This window comes from Erythrobacter sp. S57(2025), from assembly GCF_057365055.1.
In genome coordinates, this window is record NZ_CP200299.1 from 2,746,386 (window position 1) to 2,763,079 (window position 16,694).

Annotated in this window: 11 protein-coding genes; 7 read left to right on the forward strand and 4 right to left on the reverse strand. The window is 58.0% G+C overall.

Annotated features, from left to right (window positions below):
- The first annotated feature begins 64 nt into the window (after positions 1–64).
- Genes AC0V6N_RS13120 through AC0V6N_RS13130 form a run of 3 tightly spaced genes read left to right on the forward strand, consistent with a single transcriptional unit; the run spans position 65 to position 7,259 of the window.
- On the forward strand, positions 65–4,789 hold the full coding sequence (locus AC0V6N_RS13120) for an NAD-glutamate dehydrogenase (protein ID WP_486171991.1): 4,725 nt from the start codon (positions 65–67) through the stop codon (positions 4,787–4,789).
- A gap of 48 nt (positions 4,790–4,837) precedes the next feature.
- Positions 4,838–6,082: an NAD(P)/FAD-dependent oxidoreductase gene (locus AC0V6N_RS13125; RefSeq protein ID WP_486171992.1), complete on the forward strand. Its 1,245-nt coding sequence runs from the start codon at positions 4,838–4,840 to the stop codon at positions 6,080–6,082.
- A 37-nt stretch (positions 6,083–6,119) separates the two neighbouring features.
- Complete coding sequence (locus AC0V6N_RS13130) at positions 6,120–7,259, forward strand: CaiB/BaiF CoA transferase family protein (protein ID WP_486171993.1); 1,140 nt, start codon at positions 6,120–6,122, stop codon at positions 7,257–7,259.
- Here AC0V6N_RS13130 and queG read toward each other — a convergent pair.
- Positions 7,256–8,311 carry a tRNA epoxyqueuosine(34) reductase QueG gene (gene queG / locus AC0V6N_RS13135; protein WP_486171994.1) on the reverse strand — a complete coding sequence of 352 codons (1,056 nt, stop codon included), beginning with the start codon at positions 8,309–8,311 and terminating at the stop codon, positions 7,256–7,258. The genes AC0V6N_RS13130 and queG overlap by 4 nt on opposite strands.
- Before the next feature lie 151 nt (positions 8,312–8,462).
- Here queG and AC0V6N_RS13140 point away from each other — a divergent pair, with 151 nt between their 5' ends.
- The 4 genes from AC0V6N_RS13140 (at position 8,463) to msrB (ending at position 12,717) form a co-directional block, all read left to right on the forward strand.
- Positions 8,463–9,386, forward strand: a complete 924-nt coding sequence (locus tag AC0V6N_RS13140; protein WP_486172493.1) for an ABC transporter ATP-binding protein — start codon at positions 8,463–8,465, stop codon at positions 9,384–9,386.
- A complete protein-coding gene (locus AC0V6N_RS13145; RefSeq protein ID WP_486171995.1) occupies positions 9,383–10,678 on the forward strand; it encodes an ABC transporter permease in 1,296 nt (431 codons plus the stop codon). The genes AC0V6N_RS13140 and AC0V6N_RS13145 overlap by 4 nt, the downstream gene beginning before the upstream one ends.
- A 112-nt stretch (positions 10,679–10,790) precedes the next feature.
- Entirely contained in the window at positions 10,791–12,131 is a 1,341-nt protein-coding gene (locus AC0V6N_RS13150; protein ID WP_486171996.1) for a cytochrome P450, read from the forward strand.
- A 79-nt stretch (positions 12,132–12,210) separates the two neighbouring features.
- Entirely contained in the window at positions 12,211–12,717 is a 507-nt protein-coding gene (msrB, locus tag AC0V6N_RS13155; protein ID WP_486171997.1) for a peptide-methionine (R)-S-oxide reductase MsrB, read from the forward strand.
- On the opposite strand, the gene AC0V6N_RS13160 is transcribed toward msrB, so the two are convergent.
- From AC0V6N_RS13160 to AC0V6N_RS13170, 3 genes are read right to left on the reverse strand one after another with little or no spacing between them, the layout of a single operon-like run.
- Positions 12,683–14,491 carry a hypothetical protein gene (locus AC0V6N_RS13160; protein ID WP_486171998.1) on the reverse strand — a complete coding sequence of 603 codons (1,809 nt, stop codon included), beginning with the start codon at positions 14,489–14,491 and terminating at the stop codon, positions 12,683–12,685. The two genes, msrB and AC0V6N_RS13160, sit on opposite strands and share 35 nt — an antisense overlap.
- Before the next feature lie 4 nt (positions 14,492–14,495).
- Complete coding sequence (locus AC0V6N_RS13165) at positions 14,496–14,948, reverse strand: GtrA family protein (protein ID WP_486171999.1); 453 nt, start codon at positions 14,946–14,948, stop codon at positions 14,496–14,498.
- A gap of 4 nt (positions 14,949–14,952) precedes the next feature.
- Positions 14,953–16,596, reverse strand: a complete 1,644-nt coding sequence (locus AC0V6N_RS13170) for an NAD(P)/FAD-dependent oxidoreductase (RefSeq protein WP_486172000.1) — start codon at positions 16,594–16,596, stop codon at positions 14,953–14,955.
- Positions 16,597–16,694 lie beyond the last annotated feature (98 nt).

Sequence of the window (16,694 nt, forward strand, 5' to 3'; positions counted from 1 at the left end):
ACAACCCGGCATAACATAATTTCACAGTTCAAAGCCGGGCGCAGGATCACAGGAGCACCGCGGGATGAGTGCGAAGACCGGTATGAATGCAAAGACTGCGTCAGGCACCGCCAAAAAAGGCGCGCGCGCAGGCACCCTTGAAAAAGAGCTCAAAAAGCATCTGAAGGCGGCGATCCTGCCCGGCGATACGCCACTTGATGCCAAGAGCTTGGCTGATGCGGCGGCATTCCTGCTGGAGACAGCCTCCACGCGGTCCAAATCACGCTCCGCACTCAAACTGGAATCGGATACGAGCGAGCGCCGTTTGCGCATCGCGATCATCAATGATGACATGCCGTTTCTGGTCGACTCGATTGCAGCGGCGTTGACCGCTCAAGGCCTGAGCATCGACCAATTGATCCATCCTGTTGTCGGGGTTGAGCGCAATGAAAAAGGCGTGCTGACTGCGCTCAAAAAAGCAACACCAGACGGCGCGCGCGAATCCTTCATCTACATTGAAACTCCGCGCGTCGATGCGCGCCAGCGGCGCGATCTGATTGCGGAATTGCGCGTCGCCCTTGGCGATGTGCGCGCCGCTGTCAGCGACTGGCCCAAAATGCGCGGCCTGATGGAACAGGATGCGCGCGAGATTGAAGGGCGCGATCCCGAAAGCGCTGCCCTGCTCGATTGGCTGAGCGGCGGCATGCTCACCCAGCTTGGCCATCTGACCCGGAGCCGCAAAGGCGAAGAGACAAAGGCGCTTGGCATTTGCCGCAAGAGTGCGCGCGAAATCCTCGCCGATGCCTCTTTCGATCGCGCCTTTAGGTGGTTCGATACGCCACAAAAAGGCGCCAAGCAGCGCGAGCTGTTGATCATCAAGGCCAACCGCCTTTCAACCGTGCACCGCCGCGCACCGCTCGACCTGTTTATCGTGCCGAAACGCGAGAAGGGAAAAGTGACCGAGCTTTGCGTGCATGCCGGTGTTTGGACCAGCGCTGCACTCGCCTCACCTCCGGGTGACGTGCCCGTCCTTCGCCAAGCGCTGAGCGACACGATGGACACTTTGGGCTTCGATCCATCTGGCCATGCGGGCAAGGCGTTGGTGCATGCCTTTACCTCGCTGCCGCACGACCTGCTCACCGCTTTCGCATCGAGCGATATTGAGCGGCTGGCGACCACTATGATGAGCCTTGTCGACCGGCCTCGTCCGCGCCTTGTGCTGGTGCAATCCGCATTGGAACGGCACGTTTTCGCCTTTGTCTGGCTGCCACGCGATTACCTTTCGACCGACACGCGCCTTCAGATCCAGTCCTTGCTGACCCAGTCAGCGGGTGTTGAATTGCTCAGCTGGAGCCTTGAGGTTGAAGGCAGCACGCTTGCGATGCTGCAATTCCTGCTCGATTCGCGCGCCATGGGCACTTTGCCCGATGCGGGCCACATCGAAGCTGAAGTGATTGAGCTTCTTAAAGGCTGGAATGAGGCGGTCGAAGCGCATCTGACAAAGTCGCTCGACACATCGCGCGTATCCGCCCTCGCACAACGTTATGCGAGCGCATTTCCCGCATTTTACCGCTCACGGTATGACGCGGCAGAGGCGGCCCTGGACACGCTGGCACTGCTTGAAAATGCCACCAAGCAAGAGCACAACTGGCGCTCTTGCCGCCTCTACAAACTGGACGATGATCCCACAGGCGATTTGCGGCTCAAAATCTATCATACTAGCGGTCAATTGCCGCTTTCCGATGCGGTGCCTGCACTGGAGAATTTCGGGTTTCGTGTGCTGGCCGAGGTTCCGACCACGCTTGAAGACCGTGAGCTTGGAACCATTCATGAGTTCAATTTAAAGCTGCCGCCCGATCGCGATGCCGATCAGTTTATGGCGCGCGCCGACATCATCACTGATGCGATTGCCGCAGTTCTCAATGGCCAGTCTGAAAATGACCCGTTTAACCGTCTTGTCACTGGCGGCGGGCTGAGCGCGGATCAAGCCGTCTGGCTGCGCGCGATCTATCGCTATATTCGCCAAACCGGCACGACGTTCACGATTTACACCGTAGTCGATGCCCTGCGCCGCGCACCTGCTGTCACGCAGGCGATCATCGCGCTCTTTGTCGCCCGTCACGACCCAGCCTTTAAAGGCAATCGCGAAGCCGCCATCGATGATGCAATCGCTGCCTTTAGTCGCGGCCTCGCTAAGGTGTCGGCGATCAATGATGATCGTTTGCTGCGGCTCTATCGTGCGGTCATTGATGCGATATTGCGCACCAATGCCTTTGCCACAGGCGGCGAAGAAGCGCTTGCTTTCAAGATTGATTCCAGCCTTGTGCCGGGCCTGCCAAAGCCTGTGCCGTGGCGCGAGATCTTTGTCTATTCGCGCCGGGTCGAGGGCATTCACTTGCGCTCTGGCGCAGTGGCTCGAGGGGGCCTGCGCTGGTCAGACAGGCGCGACGATTTCCGCACCGAAATCCTTGGCCTGATGAAAGCGCAAAAGGTGAAAAACGCTGTTATCGTGCCAAGCGGCGCGAAAGGCGGATTTTACCCCAAGCAGCTTCCGAACCCAGCGATTGACCGGGACGCATGGGCCGCAGAAGGCCAAGCAAGCTACAAAGTCTTCATCCGCAGCCTGCTTTCCGTCACCGACAACATCGTCGATGGCAAAGTCGCCCACCCGCAAGACGTGCAAATCCTCGATGGTGAAGATCCTTACTTCGTGGTCGCCGCCGATAAAGGCACTGCGCGCTTCTCTGACGTTGCCAATGGCATTGCTGAGGCCCATGGATTCTGGCTCGACGATGCATTCGCGAGCGGCGGGTCAAACGGATACGATCACAAAGCGATGGGCATTACGGCCAAAGGCGCGTGGGTCAGCGTCCAGCGCCACTTCCTCGAAATGGGGATCGACGTCCAGAAAGACAGCGTCACCGTCGCAGGCTGCGGCGATATGTCGGGCGATGTGTTCGGCAATGGTATGCTTTTGTCCAAAGCGATTAAGCTGGTCGCCGCGTTCGATCACCGCCATATCTTCATTGATCCCGACCCCGATCCGGCAACAAGTTGGAAAGAGCGCAAGCGCCTTTTCGAACTGCCGCGATCAAGCTGGGAAGACTACAATGCCGACCTGATTTCCAAAGGCGGCGGGGTCTATTCGCGCTCACTCAAACGGATCAAACTGTCCAAGCGCGCCCGCGATCTGCTGGGTATCGAAGGCAAGGAGATCGAGCCTGATGCGCTGATGTCCGCTATTATGAAATCGCAGGTCGATCTGATCTGGTTCGGCGGCATTGGCACATACATCAAAGCAGCCCACGAAAGCCATTTGGACGTGGGCGACCCGTCAAACGATACTTTGCGAGTGAATGCAGACGAGGTCCGCGCAAAGGTAATCGGCGAAGGCGCCAACCTTGGCATCACGCAAGGCGCGCGCATCGCATATTCACTGCGTGGTGGGCGGATCAATACCGATTTCATCGACAATTCGGCAGGCGTCGATTGCTCGGATAATGAGGTCAATATCAAGATCGCGTTGGCAGCAGCCACCCGCAGCGGTGCGCTTACAAATACAAAGCGCAACAACCTGCTTGCAAAAATGACCGACGAGGTCGCCGACATTGTGCTGGAAGACAATCGCTTGCAAGCGCTCGCGCTGTCGATTGCAGAAGCAGGCGGCGCAGGAGCCACGGCGTCCTACACCCGCTTAATCGAACAGCTTGAGGAAATGGGCGCGCTGGATCGCCGTAACGAAGGGCTTGCCGATGGCGAGACCTATGCGAGGCGCGTGGCAGATGATCAGGGCCTGACCAGGCCCGAACTCGCCGTGCTGCTATCCTCTGCAAAGCTGGCCTTACAGGATGCGATTGAGGCGAGCGGCCTGCCTGATGATCCGGTGTTAGAGCAGAACCTGATCGATCTTTTCCCCGCGCCGATGCAGGGTAAGTTCGCAGACCAAATCAAAGATCACCGACTGCGGCGTGAGATGATCGCGACCGATCTCTCGAACCGGATCGTTAATCGTCTTGGCCTGATCCATGCATTTGAATTGCCCGAAGAAGAAGGCGTTGGCCTAGCCGATGTCGCCGCTGCATTTGTTGTGGTTGAGCGGCTGTTTGGCCTCAAAAAGCTTTGGTCAGACATTGATGGTGAAACGATGAGTGAGACGGCTCGGCTCACCCTGCTAGACCGGCTAGCGGCGGCAGTGGGCAACCTGATGTCCGACGTCTTACGCACCGCCGCCGGCCAGGTCGAAGCAAGCGCGATGATTGAGCAATTGCGCCCCGGTGTTGAGACATTGCGCGATGCGCGCGAGCAGTTGATCGCGGGCGAACATCACGAACTTTCCGGTCGCCTCAGAGCAGAATTTGTTGAGCAAGGCTGCCCCCGTGCGCTGGCTGACAGGGTAGCCGATCTGTTTGATTATGATGGATCAATTGGCCTTGCACAGCTCGCTTTGGATACCGGCATTGACCCTGTCGAACTCACCAAAGCGTTTGGCGATATCGGACACCGCATCGGCCTTGACTGGGCGCAAGGCACAGCGGCGCATATGTCACCTTCTGACATCTGGGAGCGGTTGCTGGTCGATGGGTTGGCCCGTGATTTCCAGCATATGCGTTTGGAATTCCTGCGGCGTTTGATGCGCCGCAAGGCTGGCAAAGACGATCCCCAAGGTATCGTGGGCAAATGGGCTGAGCAGAATGCGGATGCGGTTGAGCGTTTCCAAGCCATGATTGCCCGTGCGCAGGCAAGGCCACCGGTCGCGCCATCCGTGCTCGCTCAGATCGCCAGTCAGGCCCGCAATCTGCTGGAGCGCTAGGCCATCTTGGCTTGACGCGGCGCGATTTTTGGCAAAGACCCCTGCGCCATGAACGGTCCCGGCTCATCTTCTGCCGACATTGTGATTGTCGGCACAGGCCATGGCGGCGCACAGGCTGCGATCGCGCTGCGCCAACAGGGTCACGAAGGCTCTATCCTGTTGGTCGGCCGCGACGCCGTGCCACCCTATGAACGCCCTCCACTTTCGAAGGACTATCTCTCAGGCGATAAGACCTTTGAGAGGATCATGATCCGCCCTGAGAAATTTTGGGCGGATAAAGGGATTGAGCTGCGGCTTGGCTCAGGTGTCAGCGAAATTGACTGGATGCGCCACGAAATCACGCTCAGCGATGGCAGCAAAATCGGCTATCGCAAATTGATCTGGGCAGGCGGGGCTGATCCGCGCAGGCTGGGTATTCCGGGCGCCAATCTCAAAGGCATTTTCTACGTTCGTGACAAGCGCGATGCCGATGCGATGATGGCCGCGCTTGAAGCAGGGGCTCGGCGCGCCGTAGTGATTGGGGGTGGCTATATCGGTCTCGAAGCGGCTGCCGTTCTGCGCAAATTGGGCTGCGATGTCACTGTGGTGGAAATGCAAGACCGCGTTCTTGCGCGCGTCGCAGGCGAGGAGCTTTCGCGCTTTTATGAGGCTGAACACACCCGCCAAGGCGTCACCGTGCGCCTGTCAGAAAGCGTTACCGAGGTGCTTGGCGAAGACGGCAAAGTGACCGGTATTCAGCTAGGCAGCGGAGAAGTGATTGAGTGCGATCTCGCTGTCGTGGGGATCGGTATCGTACCCGCCGTCGCGCCGCTTATCGCGGCGGGAGCCGCGGGTTCAAATGGTGTCGATGTCGATGTGTTCTGCCGCACGACACTCGACGATATCTACGCAATCGGAGACTGCGCAACGCACGCCAATCCCTTTGCTGACAATGCGGTTATCCGGCTTGAATCGGTGCAGAATGCCAATGATATGGCCAATACGGTCGCGCGCGCGATCATGGGTGACAAACAACCCTATCACGTGCTGCCATGGTTCTGGTCCAACCAATATGACCTGAAACTCCAAACCGCAGGCCTGAATATCGGCTTTGATGAAACCGTGCTTCGCGGCGATCCTGAGGCGCGCAAATTCACTGTGATCTATCTGAAAGAAGGCCGTCCGATTGCCTTCGACTGCGTCAATTCGATAAAGGATTATGTCCAGGGCCGAAAGCTGCTGGAAGCCGGCGTTGACAGGATTGACCCCGCGCTGCTGGCCGACACCGATGTTCCGCTCAAAGAGATGATGTAAGACGCAATAGCACGCAATGTTTGGACCTGGCGATCACATGCCGATGCTAAAAGGCGTCAAAGTCATCGACCTCACCAGCGTGGTGTTCGGTCCCTATTGCACACAAATTCTCGCCGATTACGGCGCAGAGGTGATCAAGGTCGAGGGGCCGACCGGCGATGTCTACCGTCACAGCGCAAAGCCTTCCAAAACAGCCGGAATGGCGCCGGGCTTCATTGCGCTCAACCGCGGCAAGAAATCGGTCACGCTCGACTTGAAAGCCACAGAAGATGTCGCACGGTTTGAAGAGATGCTGCGCACAGCAGACGTCTTCATTCACAATGTGAGAGAAGCCGCGATTGATCGGTTGGGCTTTGGCTATGAAGCGGTCAAAGCGATCAATCCGAACATAATCTATGTGCATTGTGTGGGGTTTGGATCGGGCGGTCCGTATGATGGATTGCAAGCTTATGATGACGTCATTCAGGCCGCCACTGGCACAACATCGCTGCTGCCGCGCGTCGATGGCGATCCGCGCCCACGCTATCTGCCATCGCTGATTGCCGACAAGGTCGCAGGACTGCACGCCGCCTATGCGACGCTTGCCGCGATTATTCATCGCCTGAGGACAGGCGAAGGGCAGCGCGTCGAAGTGCCCATGTTTGAAGCCTTTGCCAGCTTCATGATGAAAGAGCATTTGGACGCAAAAACCTTCGATCCGCCCAATGGCGATGCAGGATATGGGCGGCAGGTCGATCCAGACAGGCAGCCCTTCCAGACCAAAGATGGCTGGATCAGCATCGTGCCTTACGTGCCTCAGCACTTTCCGCTGGTGGTCGGTTTGCTGGGCGATCCCGACATGGCGCGCGAAGAGCGTTTTGCAGATGTGCGCGGCATTATGTCTGCCGGGCCTGAACTCTATCAGCGCATGAGTGCACTCACCCAGCTCAAGACGACGCAGGAATGCATCGCAATCCTTCGGGCCAACAACATACCCTGCATGCCAGCAGCTGATCTCAATGACGTGATTGATGATCCGCATTTGCGCGAAACAGGCTTCTTCACCCAGACCGAGCACCCAAGCGAGGGCGCGCACTTCGAAATGCGCGAGCCAAGCCGTTTCAGTGGTTGGGAACCGGAAAAGCCTACACCAGCGCCATTGCTGGGCGAGCACAATTCGGATGTCGGTAAAGACTAAACGCTAAGCCGCTGCATCGCCCATTTCGCCGCATCGCTGACGCTTATGTCGGGATCATCGATCAGTGCATTGACGGGGTCACGCAGCGAACCATCGCCACTGTTACCGGCTGCATAGAGGCAGTTTCGCACAAACCGATCGCGCCCAATTCGCTTGATCGAAGAGCCAGAGAAAAGCGCCCGAAACCCCGCATCATCCAAGGCAAGCAGCTCTGCAAGTTTAGGCGCGGTCAATTCGGCGCGCGGTAAATACTCACTTGCCGCATGCGCTTCGCTTGCAAATTTGTTCCACGGGCACACCGCCAAACAATCGTCGCAGCCATAAATCCTGTTTCCCAAACCTTCACGAAATTCCTCTGCAATCGGACCCTTATGCTCAATCGTAAGGTAGGAAATGCAGCGGTTCGCATCGAGACGGTACGGAGCCGGAAACGCGTTCGTGGGGCAGATGTCCAGGCACGCAGTGCAACTGCCGCATTGGTCGCGGTGCGGCTCAGCGGCGGCAATTTCCAAAGTGGTGTAGATCGCGCCCAGAAACAGCCAGCTGCCATGATCGGGGCTGACCAAATTGGTGTGCTTGCCCTGCCATCCAATGCCCGCCGCCTCGCCCAATGGTTTTTCCATGACGGGCGCTGTGTCGACGAAGACTTTGACTTCAGCCCCGGGTTCTTCTGCCACCAGCCACCGCGCCAGAGCCTTCAGACGCTTTTTCACCACATCGTGATAATCGCGCCCCTGAGCATAGACCGAAATGCGCGCGCGGTCGCGATGGGCCTCCAACGCCATTGGATCATTTGCGGGCGCATAGCTCATACCCAGCGCAATGACGGACCGCGCATCAGGCCATAATCCTTGGGGCGAACGGCGGTGGTGGAGGCGGGTCTCCATCCACTCCATCGATGCATGATGCCCCTCGCCCAGCCACTGTTCGAGCCGCTCTGCACGCACCGGATCTTCGACCGCGTTCGCAAAACCGCAGGCTGCAAATCCCAGGGATTGCGCCTGATCCTTGATGCGATCCGCTAGACCAATGCTTACACGCTCGTTAACCATGCTTAGGGTTACTCCCGTTTAGCCTCACGCGTTAACCCTCTGATGCATGGACATGGCCGTAAGCGATCAAACGATCTTGAGCAATTCTGGTTTAGCAGGTGAAGGACGCGGAGCGGAAACGCTTTCGCCGCCTTCACCGCGCGCCCTCGCGATTGAAGCGCGCGGTCTGGTTAAAAGCTTTGACGGCACCCGCGCTGTTGACGGCGTTGACCTCGAAGTGCCCGAAGGCGCGATTTACGGCGTGCTTGGCCCCAATGGCGCGGGCAAAACCACCACTTTGCGCATGCTGCTCGGCATTATTGACCCTGACGAAGGCGTGCGCCGCGTCTTTGGCCATGATCGCCCGCACGATATTGGTCGCTTGATCGGCTACTTGCCCGAAGAGCGCGGGCTTTACCCCGCGATGAAGAGCATTGAAGCGATTGCCTTTATGGGCGCATTGCGCGGCCTGCCTCTTGCCGAAGGGCGCAAGCGCGGCATGGAATTGCTTGAACGCCACAGCCTGCTTCACGCAGCAGATCGCCAAATCCGCCAGCTTTCAAAAGGGATGGCGCAGACCGTCCAATTGCTCGGCACGCTGGTCCACCACCCGCGTCTGGTGGTGCTGGATGAGCCGTTTTCCGGCCTTGATGCAATCAATCAGGGTAAGCTTGAAGGGATGATCCGCAGCCTTGCAGAAGACGGCGTGACGGTGATCTTTTCAACCCACGTCATTCACCATGCGGAGCGCCTGTGCGAAGGCGTCGCGATCATTGCAGGCGGCAAAGTTCCCTATGCGGGCAGCGTTGAAACCGCGCGTGACCGTATTCCGGCTCAAGTAAGGCTTGAAACGCGTGCCCGCGAAGGTGGCTGGACCGATGCTCTGCCAGCGGATGCACGGCGCGAGGGGGACTTCTTCTATTTCTCCCTGCCTGAAACCGGCATTGAGCCCCTGCTCCGCACTTTGATTGAGGGCGAGGCGGGCATCTTGTCGCTCTCCATCGAACGCGCTGGACTGCACGATGCATTCGTCGCGATTGCAGGTGAAGCGGCAGCCAAGCAGCTCGAGGCAGACGCGCAGGGAGCAGTGAAATGAGCACATCTGCCCAAATCGAAACAAACCCGCGCCTCTCAAAGCTCGAAGCCGCATGGGTCATCGCCCGGCGCGACTTTATCGCTGTCTTGTTCAGCCGAGCATTCCTCTTTTTCCTTGTCGGCCCGCTATTCCCTGTTTTGGTCGGCGGACTTGCGGGCAGCATTGGCAACCAAGTCTCGCGCGAAGCAGCCGTAGTCGAAGTCGGCCTAGCGATGAGCGTCTCCGATAATGCGGCCATGATCGAAGCGCGCGATCACCTCGCACCGAACCTACGCGGAGCAGTGCCAGCCTTTGCGCTGGTGCCCGAGGCCGCTGACAATCCAGATTTTGACGCACGCGGCTTTATGGAAGCTCGACGTGGGAATTACGCTGCCATCGTCACCGGCACTCCCGCAGCGCCCGAAGTGATCGGGACGCCCGGCCAAATCCGCCGTTGGCAAGGCGCCGTCGAGCTGATCGCAGCCGAGGCAATGGCCACCACGCCCACCAGCTTCCCAGCATCAACATCACAAGAAGTGACCGCCAGTGCGGCATCAGAGCGTTCCAACCGCATTCGCACCGCGCAAGCGGCACAGATGGTGATGTTCCTGCTCACCATGCTGCTTGCCGGGATGGTCTTATCCAACCTTGCCGAGGAAAAGGGCAATAAGATCATCGAAATCCTTGCCGCCGCTATTCCGATGGATTCGGTATTTATGGGCAAGCTCTTCGCTATGCTCGGCGTATCCTTTGTTGGCATTGCGGTATGGGGATCGCTTGGCTGGGGTTTCTGGGCGATTGCAGAAGACGCGATTGTAACAGTCACGCAAACCGATTTCCGCAACCTGCCGGGACCTGCCGTAGGCTGGCCGCTCTTCGTGGTCTTGAGCGTCGCCTATTTCTCGATGGCGTATCTGTTGCTCGGGTCCCTGTTCCTAACGATTGGCGCAATGGCGAACACCGTGCGCGAAGTGCAGACACTCTCGATGCCGGTGACCATGCTGCAATTGATGGTGTTCTTCCTCGCCGCTGCAACGCTCACCGATGCAGGTTCAAGCCTCGAACTGGTGGCGGTCGCCTTCCCGCTGTCTTCACCCTTTGCCATGCTGGCGCGCGCAGCGCTCGATACGGCGCTTTGGACCCATCTCGCAGCGCTCGCTTGGCAGGCGCTTTGGGTGATACTGCTCGTCAAAGGCGGCTCGATGCTGTTCCGCAAACGTGTGATGAAATCGGGCGGAGCAGGGCGCGAGAAGAAACGTCGCTGGGGCTTTGGAAGCAAAGCCAAAGAGCCGCTTACCGAACCTGCGGAATAAGTACTTAATCGAAACCCACTATTGACATGACTGTCAGTTAGGGCAGGATGACCAATGGAGGGAGAGGTGTGATCGCCGCAAAAGCCACGGCCTCTCATTAGGAGAGAGAATCATGGCAACAGCTGCTGCACCAATACGCCCACAGGTCCGTACATCGCCCAGCGCCTATGAGGCATTGAAAGCGCATTACGAAAAGCACCCGGAGGAACGCCCCTCTCATCCGCACAAATGGGATCTGAGCCGTTCGGACATTTATTACGACGACACTTGGCAGCCTATCGTTGCGGAGATGCAAAAGGCCGGCCCGCTGCATTACATCCCTGAAAGCCCCTATGGCCCGTATTGGTCGGTCGTGGGTCACAAGGCGATCCAGCATATTGAGGCGCTGCCAGAGACATTTTCCTCCAGCTGGGAATATGGCGGCATCACAATCCTTGAACGGCTGAGCGAAGAAGAGCTTGCGGAGAGCGAAGCCGACCGCCGCGAACTCCCCATGTTCATTGCTATGGATCGGCCCGAACATACTGGTCAACGCCGCACAGTCGCACCCAAATTCACGCCTTCCGCCATGAAAGACATGGAAGACGAAATCCGCGCAAGGACCGGCGAGTTGCTCGACACTTTGCCCAAAGGTGAGGTGTTCGATTGGGTCGATAAGGTCTCAATCGAGCTGACCACGGGTATGCTCGCGATCCTGTTCGGTTTCCCGTGGGAAGACCGCCGCCACCTCACATTCTGGTCAGACTGGTCCGGCGATACCGAGCTTGCCGGTGTGCGAGAATTGGATGAGCTGCGCTGGGAATTCCTCCACGAAATGGCAGCCTACTTTCAGTCGATCTGGATTGAGCGCACGCATGACAAGGAGCCGGGCAACGATCTGATTTCGATGATGATCCATTCAGAGGCGATGAACCAGATGCGCCCAGAGGAATTCATCGGCAATCTCGTTCTGCTGATCGTTGGCGGCAATGACACGACGCGCAATTCAATGAGCGGGTTCGTCCATGCGCTCGATAAATTTCCTGATCAGCGCAAATTGTTTGAGCAAAACCCCGACATCATCCCCAATGCGGTGCAGGAAATGCTGCGCATGCAAACTCCGCTTGCGCATATGCGCCGGACCTGCACCGAGGATACCGAAGTGTTCGGTCAGACGATCAAGAAGGGCGAAAAGGTGGTTCTGTGGTATCTCGCCGCCAACCATGAAGAAAGCGTCTTTCCTGAGCCTCACAAGCTCGACCTTAACCGCGAAAATGCCCGCCGACATATCGCCTTTGGCTATGGCATTCACCGCTGCGTGGGCGCGCGTCTGGCAGAACTACAATTGCGTGTCCTGCTAGAAGAAATGCACAAGCGCCGGATGCGCGTGCATGTGGCAGGCGATGTGGAGCGGGTACGGGCAAACTTCGTGCATGGCTTCCGCAAGCTTGAGGTGGAGATCACCGAGTTCTGATCGCTGTTCCCTCAAGTGAAACTTTTTGCGTTTTCTGAACGTATAAAGAGTAGAACCTGCACCGCTTGAGGGACTTAATATGCCGTTCAAATTGACCAGCCGCCGCACCTTTGTTGCAGCCACGGGCCTTGCCGCCGCTCTGCCCATTCTGGCGAGTTGCGGTGCAGGCACGGTCGATGCGCGCAAAGAACGCCAGTTTCGTATCAGCAAAACCGAAGGGCAATGGCGTCGCCAGCTCTCGCGCTCAGAATATCGCATCCTGCGTGAAGCTGGCACTGAGCGAGCCTATTCCTCGCCGCTCAATAACGAAAACAGGCGCGGCACATTCGTATGCGCGGGCTGCAATAACCGCCTTTATTCCTCAGCCCATAAATATGACAGTGGCACCGGCTGGCCCAGCTTTTGGCAAGCGATTGATAGCGGCGCTGTAGGAACCTCGGTCGATTACAAAATCGGCTATCCCCGCACCGAAGTGCACTGCGCCGATTGCGGCGGGCATTTGGGTCATATCTTTGGTGATGGCCCCCGCCCAACGGGCAAGCGGCACTGCATCAACGGGGTGGCGATGGACTTTGTCCCGGCTTAATCCGCCACAGCTTCAGTCCATTGGCATCTTGAAGCTCAATCGGCTCAAGCCAATTTGGCGCCTTTTCGCCTGATAGCTGAGCGATGAAACCCTGCTTGGCAATTCGCGAATACAGGCGTGCTTCACCCAGACTAGGGCAGACCGCGATATAGGTCGTTCCACGCTGACGCAGGATCACTTCGGCCTCATCTTCCGAGGCAAGAGCCGTTTCAATCAGCACTTTCATCGCTTCATGCCCACGGTGATGACCTGTGGCGATGACGGAGTGATCGCTGACCAGCAGGATCTCAGGGGCGATGTCGAATGGGGCGTAAAACTCGCCTTGGGGCAGCGCGCTCAGCGTCGCGGCTGCATCCTGAACGCGGCAGTCGGCTGCCTTAATCGGGGCATCAGACGCTCCCCCCAAAGAGGCACGAGCAGGCATTGCGCTGGCCAGAACCATGGCAGGCAGAGCGGGAAGTAACGCGCAGGCCACGCCCAGCATCGCCGCCACTCGCGGACCCGGCTTTTGCATCAAACGGATCGACCGCAACCATTGGCGCAGCTGCCACGCAAGCGGCGCAGCGGCCAGAACACAGGCGACAGCACCGGCGCGCGAAACGAAAATCGACACTAGTAGTGCGCCACCAAGGATCAGCGCGTAGTCGCTCCAGAAACCGCGCAGCCAATCGCGTGATTGACGCGCCAGGTTGAAGGCTGCGAGCATCGCGATAAACGGCGTCACCGCATATTGAAGCGCCACTGTAAGCGACTGACGCCAGATCGGCATTCCTTCCAAAACGTTGGCATGCCAATATTGAGCCACCAACGGATCAAGCTGTGAAAAACCACCTCCGACCGCGCATTGAGGAGCGGAAAAGAGCAACATCGCCACTGCACCGCCTCCTGCCACAGCGAAGCCTGCGAGGATAAAGGCACGCGGGGCAGGCTCAATTTTGGAGAGCCCTGTCAGAACAAGCGCGCCCCAGCTAAACATCGCAAGGTGCAGCGGGCTCAATGCATCGCAATAGGTGGCCAAATCGGCAAAGCCTCGAGTGAGGGCAAACAGCGCGCCGCCAACTATAACCAGCGATTGCATCGCGCTCACAAGCCAGACGCGCGCGTCTCGGCCTCGCAACCAACGCAAGGCGAGCACAGCAAATGTGATCGCGGCCAGTGGAAGCCCCTCGATCGAAATTGACAGCCAAAATGCAAAAGCAGCGCCGATGACGCAGCCCCCCACTTTGGGTGAGCGAGCCATTAGACCGTTTACAGCAATCAATGCGCAAACAATCTGCCAGCCGTGATGATCAATGCGAAGCGGGCCAAGTTGAAACAGAACAGGCACTGAAAGCGCGACGATCAGAGAGGTGAACGTGGCCTCCTCTTCACCCATCAAGCGCCATGCAATGCGCGCTGCCAGCAGCATCGCAATGCCAAGCGTCACCAGCGGAACCGCAACCAGTGCGATGATCTCCGCCGTGCTTTGCCCGAAAATGGGTGTGAGCACGAATATCGTTAGAGCAAGCGGCGCATCGACCAGCCGCGACCAATGCATCGGCACTCCGCCCGCAGGGGTATCGACGCGGTATTGGCTAAGATCAAACCAGCTTTGCCCTGCCAGTAAGTCGCGCACCTGGATTAGGCGCATTGTGTCGTCAGGATCGGGGAAACGCAGGCTTGCAATCGCGCTCCAATTGATCGCAATCAAAAGCGCGCTGACGATCGCCCACGCCAACCCCACTCGGGTCAGAAACTCTACCGGAAATCCGGCTCGCCTTTGCTCGACCAACATCGCATCAGGCCTGACTAATCGTTGAGGCAGCGGACGGTTTTTCGCTGCGAAACACGATGCGGCTGCGGATCAACCAGGTGACAAAGAAGCTCACGACAATCGCAAAGCCCTTGGCAATGCGCGGGTCGAGCCCGCTCCAATCGCCCAGACCGACGATCGCGGTAGTCAGCGCAAGTCCGATCAGGGCTGAGATGACAAAAAGGGCCTTTTGGCGGGTACGCGCGGTGCCGCCCTCTGCCACGCTGTCCTGAAAGACCGCGCGGCTCGACATGAGCCAATGGGCAAGGATGCCGAGCGAATATCCAATTGCTGAGGCGGGGGCTGCGGCAACGCCAACCGCCATCAACCCCAGAAAACTACCCACATCGACAGCCAGCGCGCCTACGCTCGCGCAGACGTACCGCACGAAACGAACATCGCGCAGCTTGGAAGCAATCGAGGCGAGTGCACCGCTCATTGGGTCACGCAGACTTGCGAATTGGCTCGTCGGCGTCTGAAACGATCCGCTCCGGCACGCCGCGCAAACTGGTAAGCGCTGCGACTTGATCTTCGCTCAGAGGCTTGGTGGCATTCTCGGTTTCACGCGCTTGGTTTTCACGCGCTGGCAGTTTGGCTTCTTCGCCTTCATCGCCAGCTTCGTGATATTCCGCGTCTTCGTTCACGCACCACGTGTCGTAGACGCGCTTTCCAGCAAGAATATTCTCAACCGTCAGCATCGCGGTCATCATCGCGTGATCTTGGTTGTTGTAACGGTGCATGCCGTTGCGCCCGACAAGATGCAGGCTTGGATGCGCGTCCTCAAGCTCATGACGCATGGCAGCGACATTGGCTTCGTAATCGTCATCATAGACAGGGTACGCCTTTTCCTGACGCACAACTGCGCCAGAGACGACCTTAGCCGGATCGCAAAGCCCCAAGATTTCCATCTCACGCGTCGCTTGTGCGACCAGATCTTCGTCAGAGGAAGACCAGAGCCCGTCCCCTTCGAAGCAGAAATATTCAAGCCCAACGCAGGCCATGTCGTCATCCGGGATCATCTCGGGCGACCAGCTGCGGAAGTTCTGAACGCGGCCAACCTGAACCCGGTCATCATGGATATAGATCCAGTTGTCAGGGAAGAGGTCTTCGGATTTTACCATCAGAGCGACGGTCAAGAAGTCGCGGTAACGCAAGTTGTCCGCCTGCAAAGAGCTTTGCGGGAGCGGGTGAATACGTTTGGAAAGTTCGCGCATGGGCGCAGAGCTGATCACATCGCGAGCACGGATTTGCGCAGTGCCATCAGCGCTTTTCGCGGTCATCGACCAGTCAAAGCCCTCATCATTTGGGCCAATCTTGGCGACTTGATCGAGCGCATGACCCATAAGCACCTGGCCCTTACCGGTCGCCTCAATCTGGTCGCGCGCCGCATCCCACATCATGCCCGGGCCAAGCCGCGGGTAACGGAATGTTTCGAGCAGGGTTTTCACTTCCTGCCCGTCATTGGGTTTCTTATTGAGGCCAAGCGAGCGTTTCAGCCCGTCGGTCACAGCGCTCCAAAGCGAAAGCCCCTTGATCCGTTGAGCCGCCCAATCGGCGCTCATCTCATCACATGGCATGCCCCACACTTTCTCGGTGTAGGTCTTGAAGAAGATCGAATAGAGTTTTTTGCCGAACTGATTGGTGGTCCAATCCTCAAAGCTTTTCACGTCTTTGATCGGGAACAGCTTGTAACGCAGATAGCTCAGCATACAGGCGGTTGAGCGCAGGATGCCCAGATTGCCGAGCGCTTCGAACGCGCGCAGCGGGTAGGAATAGAATTTACCCTCATAATAGATGCGGCTCATCCGAGGGCGCTGGATGAAATCGTCAGGCAAAATCTCGTTCCACAGGTCAACGACCTGCTGCGACTTTGAAAAGAAGCGGTGGCCGCCAATGTCAAAGCGGTACCCTTCATGCTCCACTGTACGGCTGATACCGCCGACATAGGTTTCGTCTTTTTCGATAATCGCAACCGACTTGCCCTGCTTGGTCAGCAGATAGCCGGCGGTTAGACCCGCTGGACCTGCACCAATAATGGCAACATCGACATCAATAATTCCTGGCTGTTCAGCTTCGCGCTGCGTCATTCAAGCCCCCGTGTAAAACGCCCGATGCGCATTGCGCGCGATCGGCTCTTTTTCGGGAGTGAAGGAAATTGGTTAGCGGGCAGTAAACGCGGACGAGA

Bases quoted from the DNA above. Each gene is read 5' to 3' on its own strand.
- AC0V6N_RS13120 (WP_486171991.1), top strand. From the start codon at position 65: ATGAGTGCGAAGACCGGTATGAATGCAAAGACTGCGTCAGGCACCGCC.
- AC0V6N_RS13125 (WP_486171992.1), top strand. From the start codon at position 4,838: ATGAACGGTCCCGGCTCATCTTCTGCCGACATTGTGATTGTCGGCACA.
- AC0V6N_RS13130 (WP_486171993.1), top strand. From the start codon at position 6,120: ATGCCGATGCTAAAAGGCGTCAAAGTCATCGACCTCACCAGCGTGGTG.
- queG (WP_486171994.1), bottom strand. From the start codon at position 8,311: ATGGTTAACGAGCGTGTAAGCATTGGTCTAGCGGATCGCATCAAGGAT.
- AC0V6N_RS13145 (WP_486171995.1), top strand. From the start codon at position 9,383: ATGAGCACATCTGCCCAAATCGAAACAAACCCGCGCCTCTCAAAGCTC.
- AC0V6N_RS13150 (WP_486171996.1), top strand. From the start codon at position 10,791: ATGGCAACAGCTGCTGCACCAATACGCCCACAGGTCCGTACATCGCCC.
- msrB (WP_486171997.1), top strand. From the start codon at position 12,211: ATGCCGTTCAAATTGACCAGCCGCCGCACCTTTGTTGCAGCCACGGGC.
- AC0V6N_RS13160 (WP_486171998.1), bottom strand. From the start codon at position 14,491: ATGTTGGTCGAGCAAAGGCGAGCCGGATTTCCGGTAGAGTTTCTGACC.
- AC0V6N_RS13165 (WP_486171999.1), bottom strand. From the start codon at position 14,948: ATGAGCGGTGCACTCGCCTCGATTGCTTCCAAGCTGCGCGATGTTCGT.
- AC0V6N_RS13170 (WP_486172000.1), bottom strand. From the start codon at position 16,596: ATGACGCAGCGCGAAGCTGAACAGCCAGGAATTATTGATGTCGATGTT.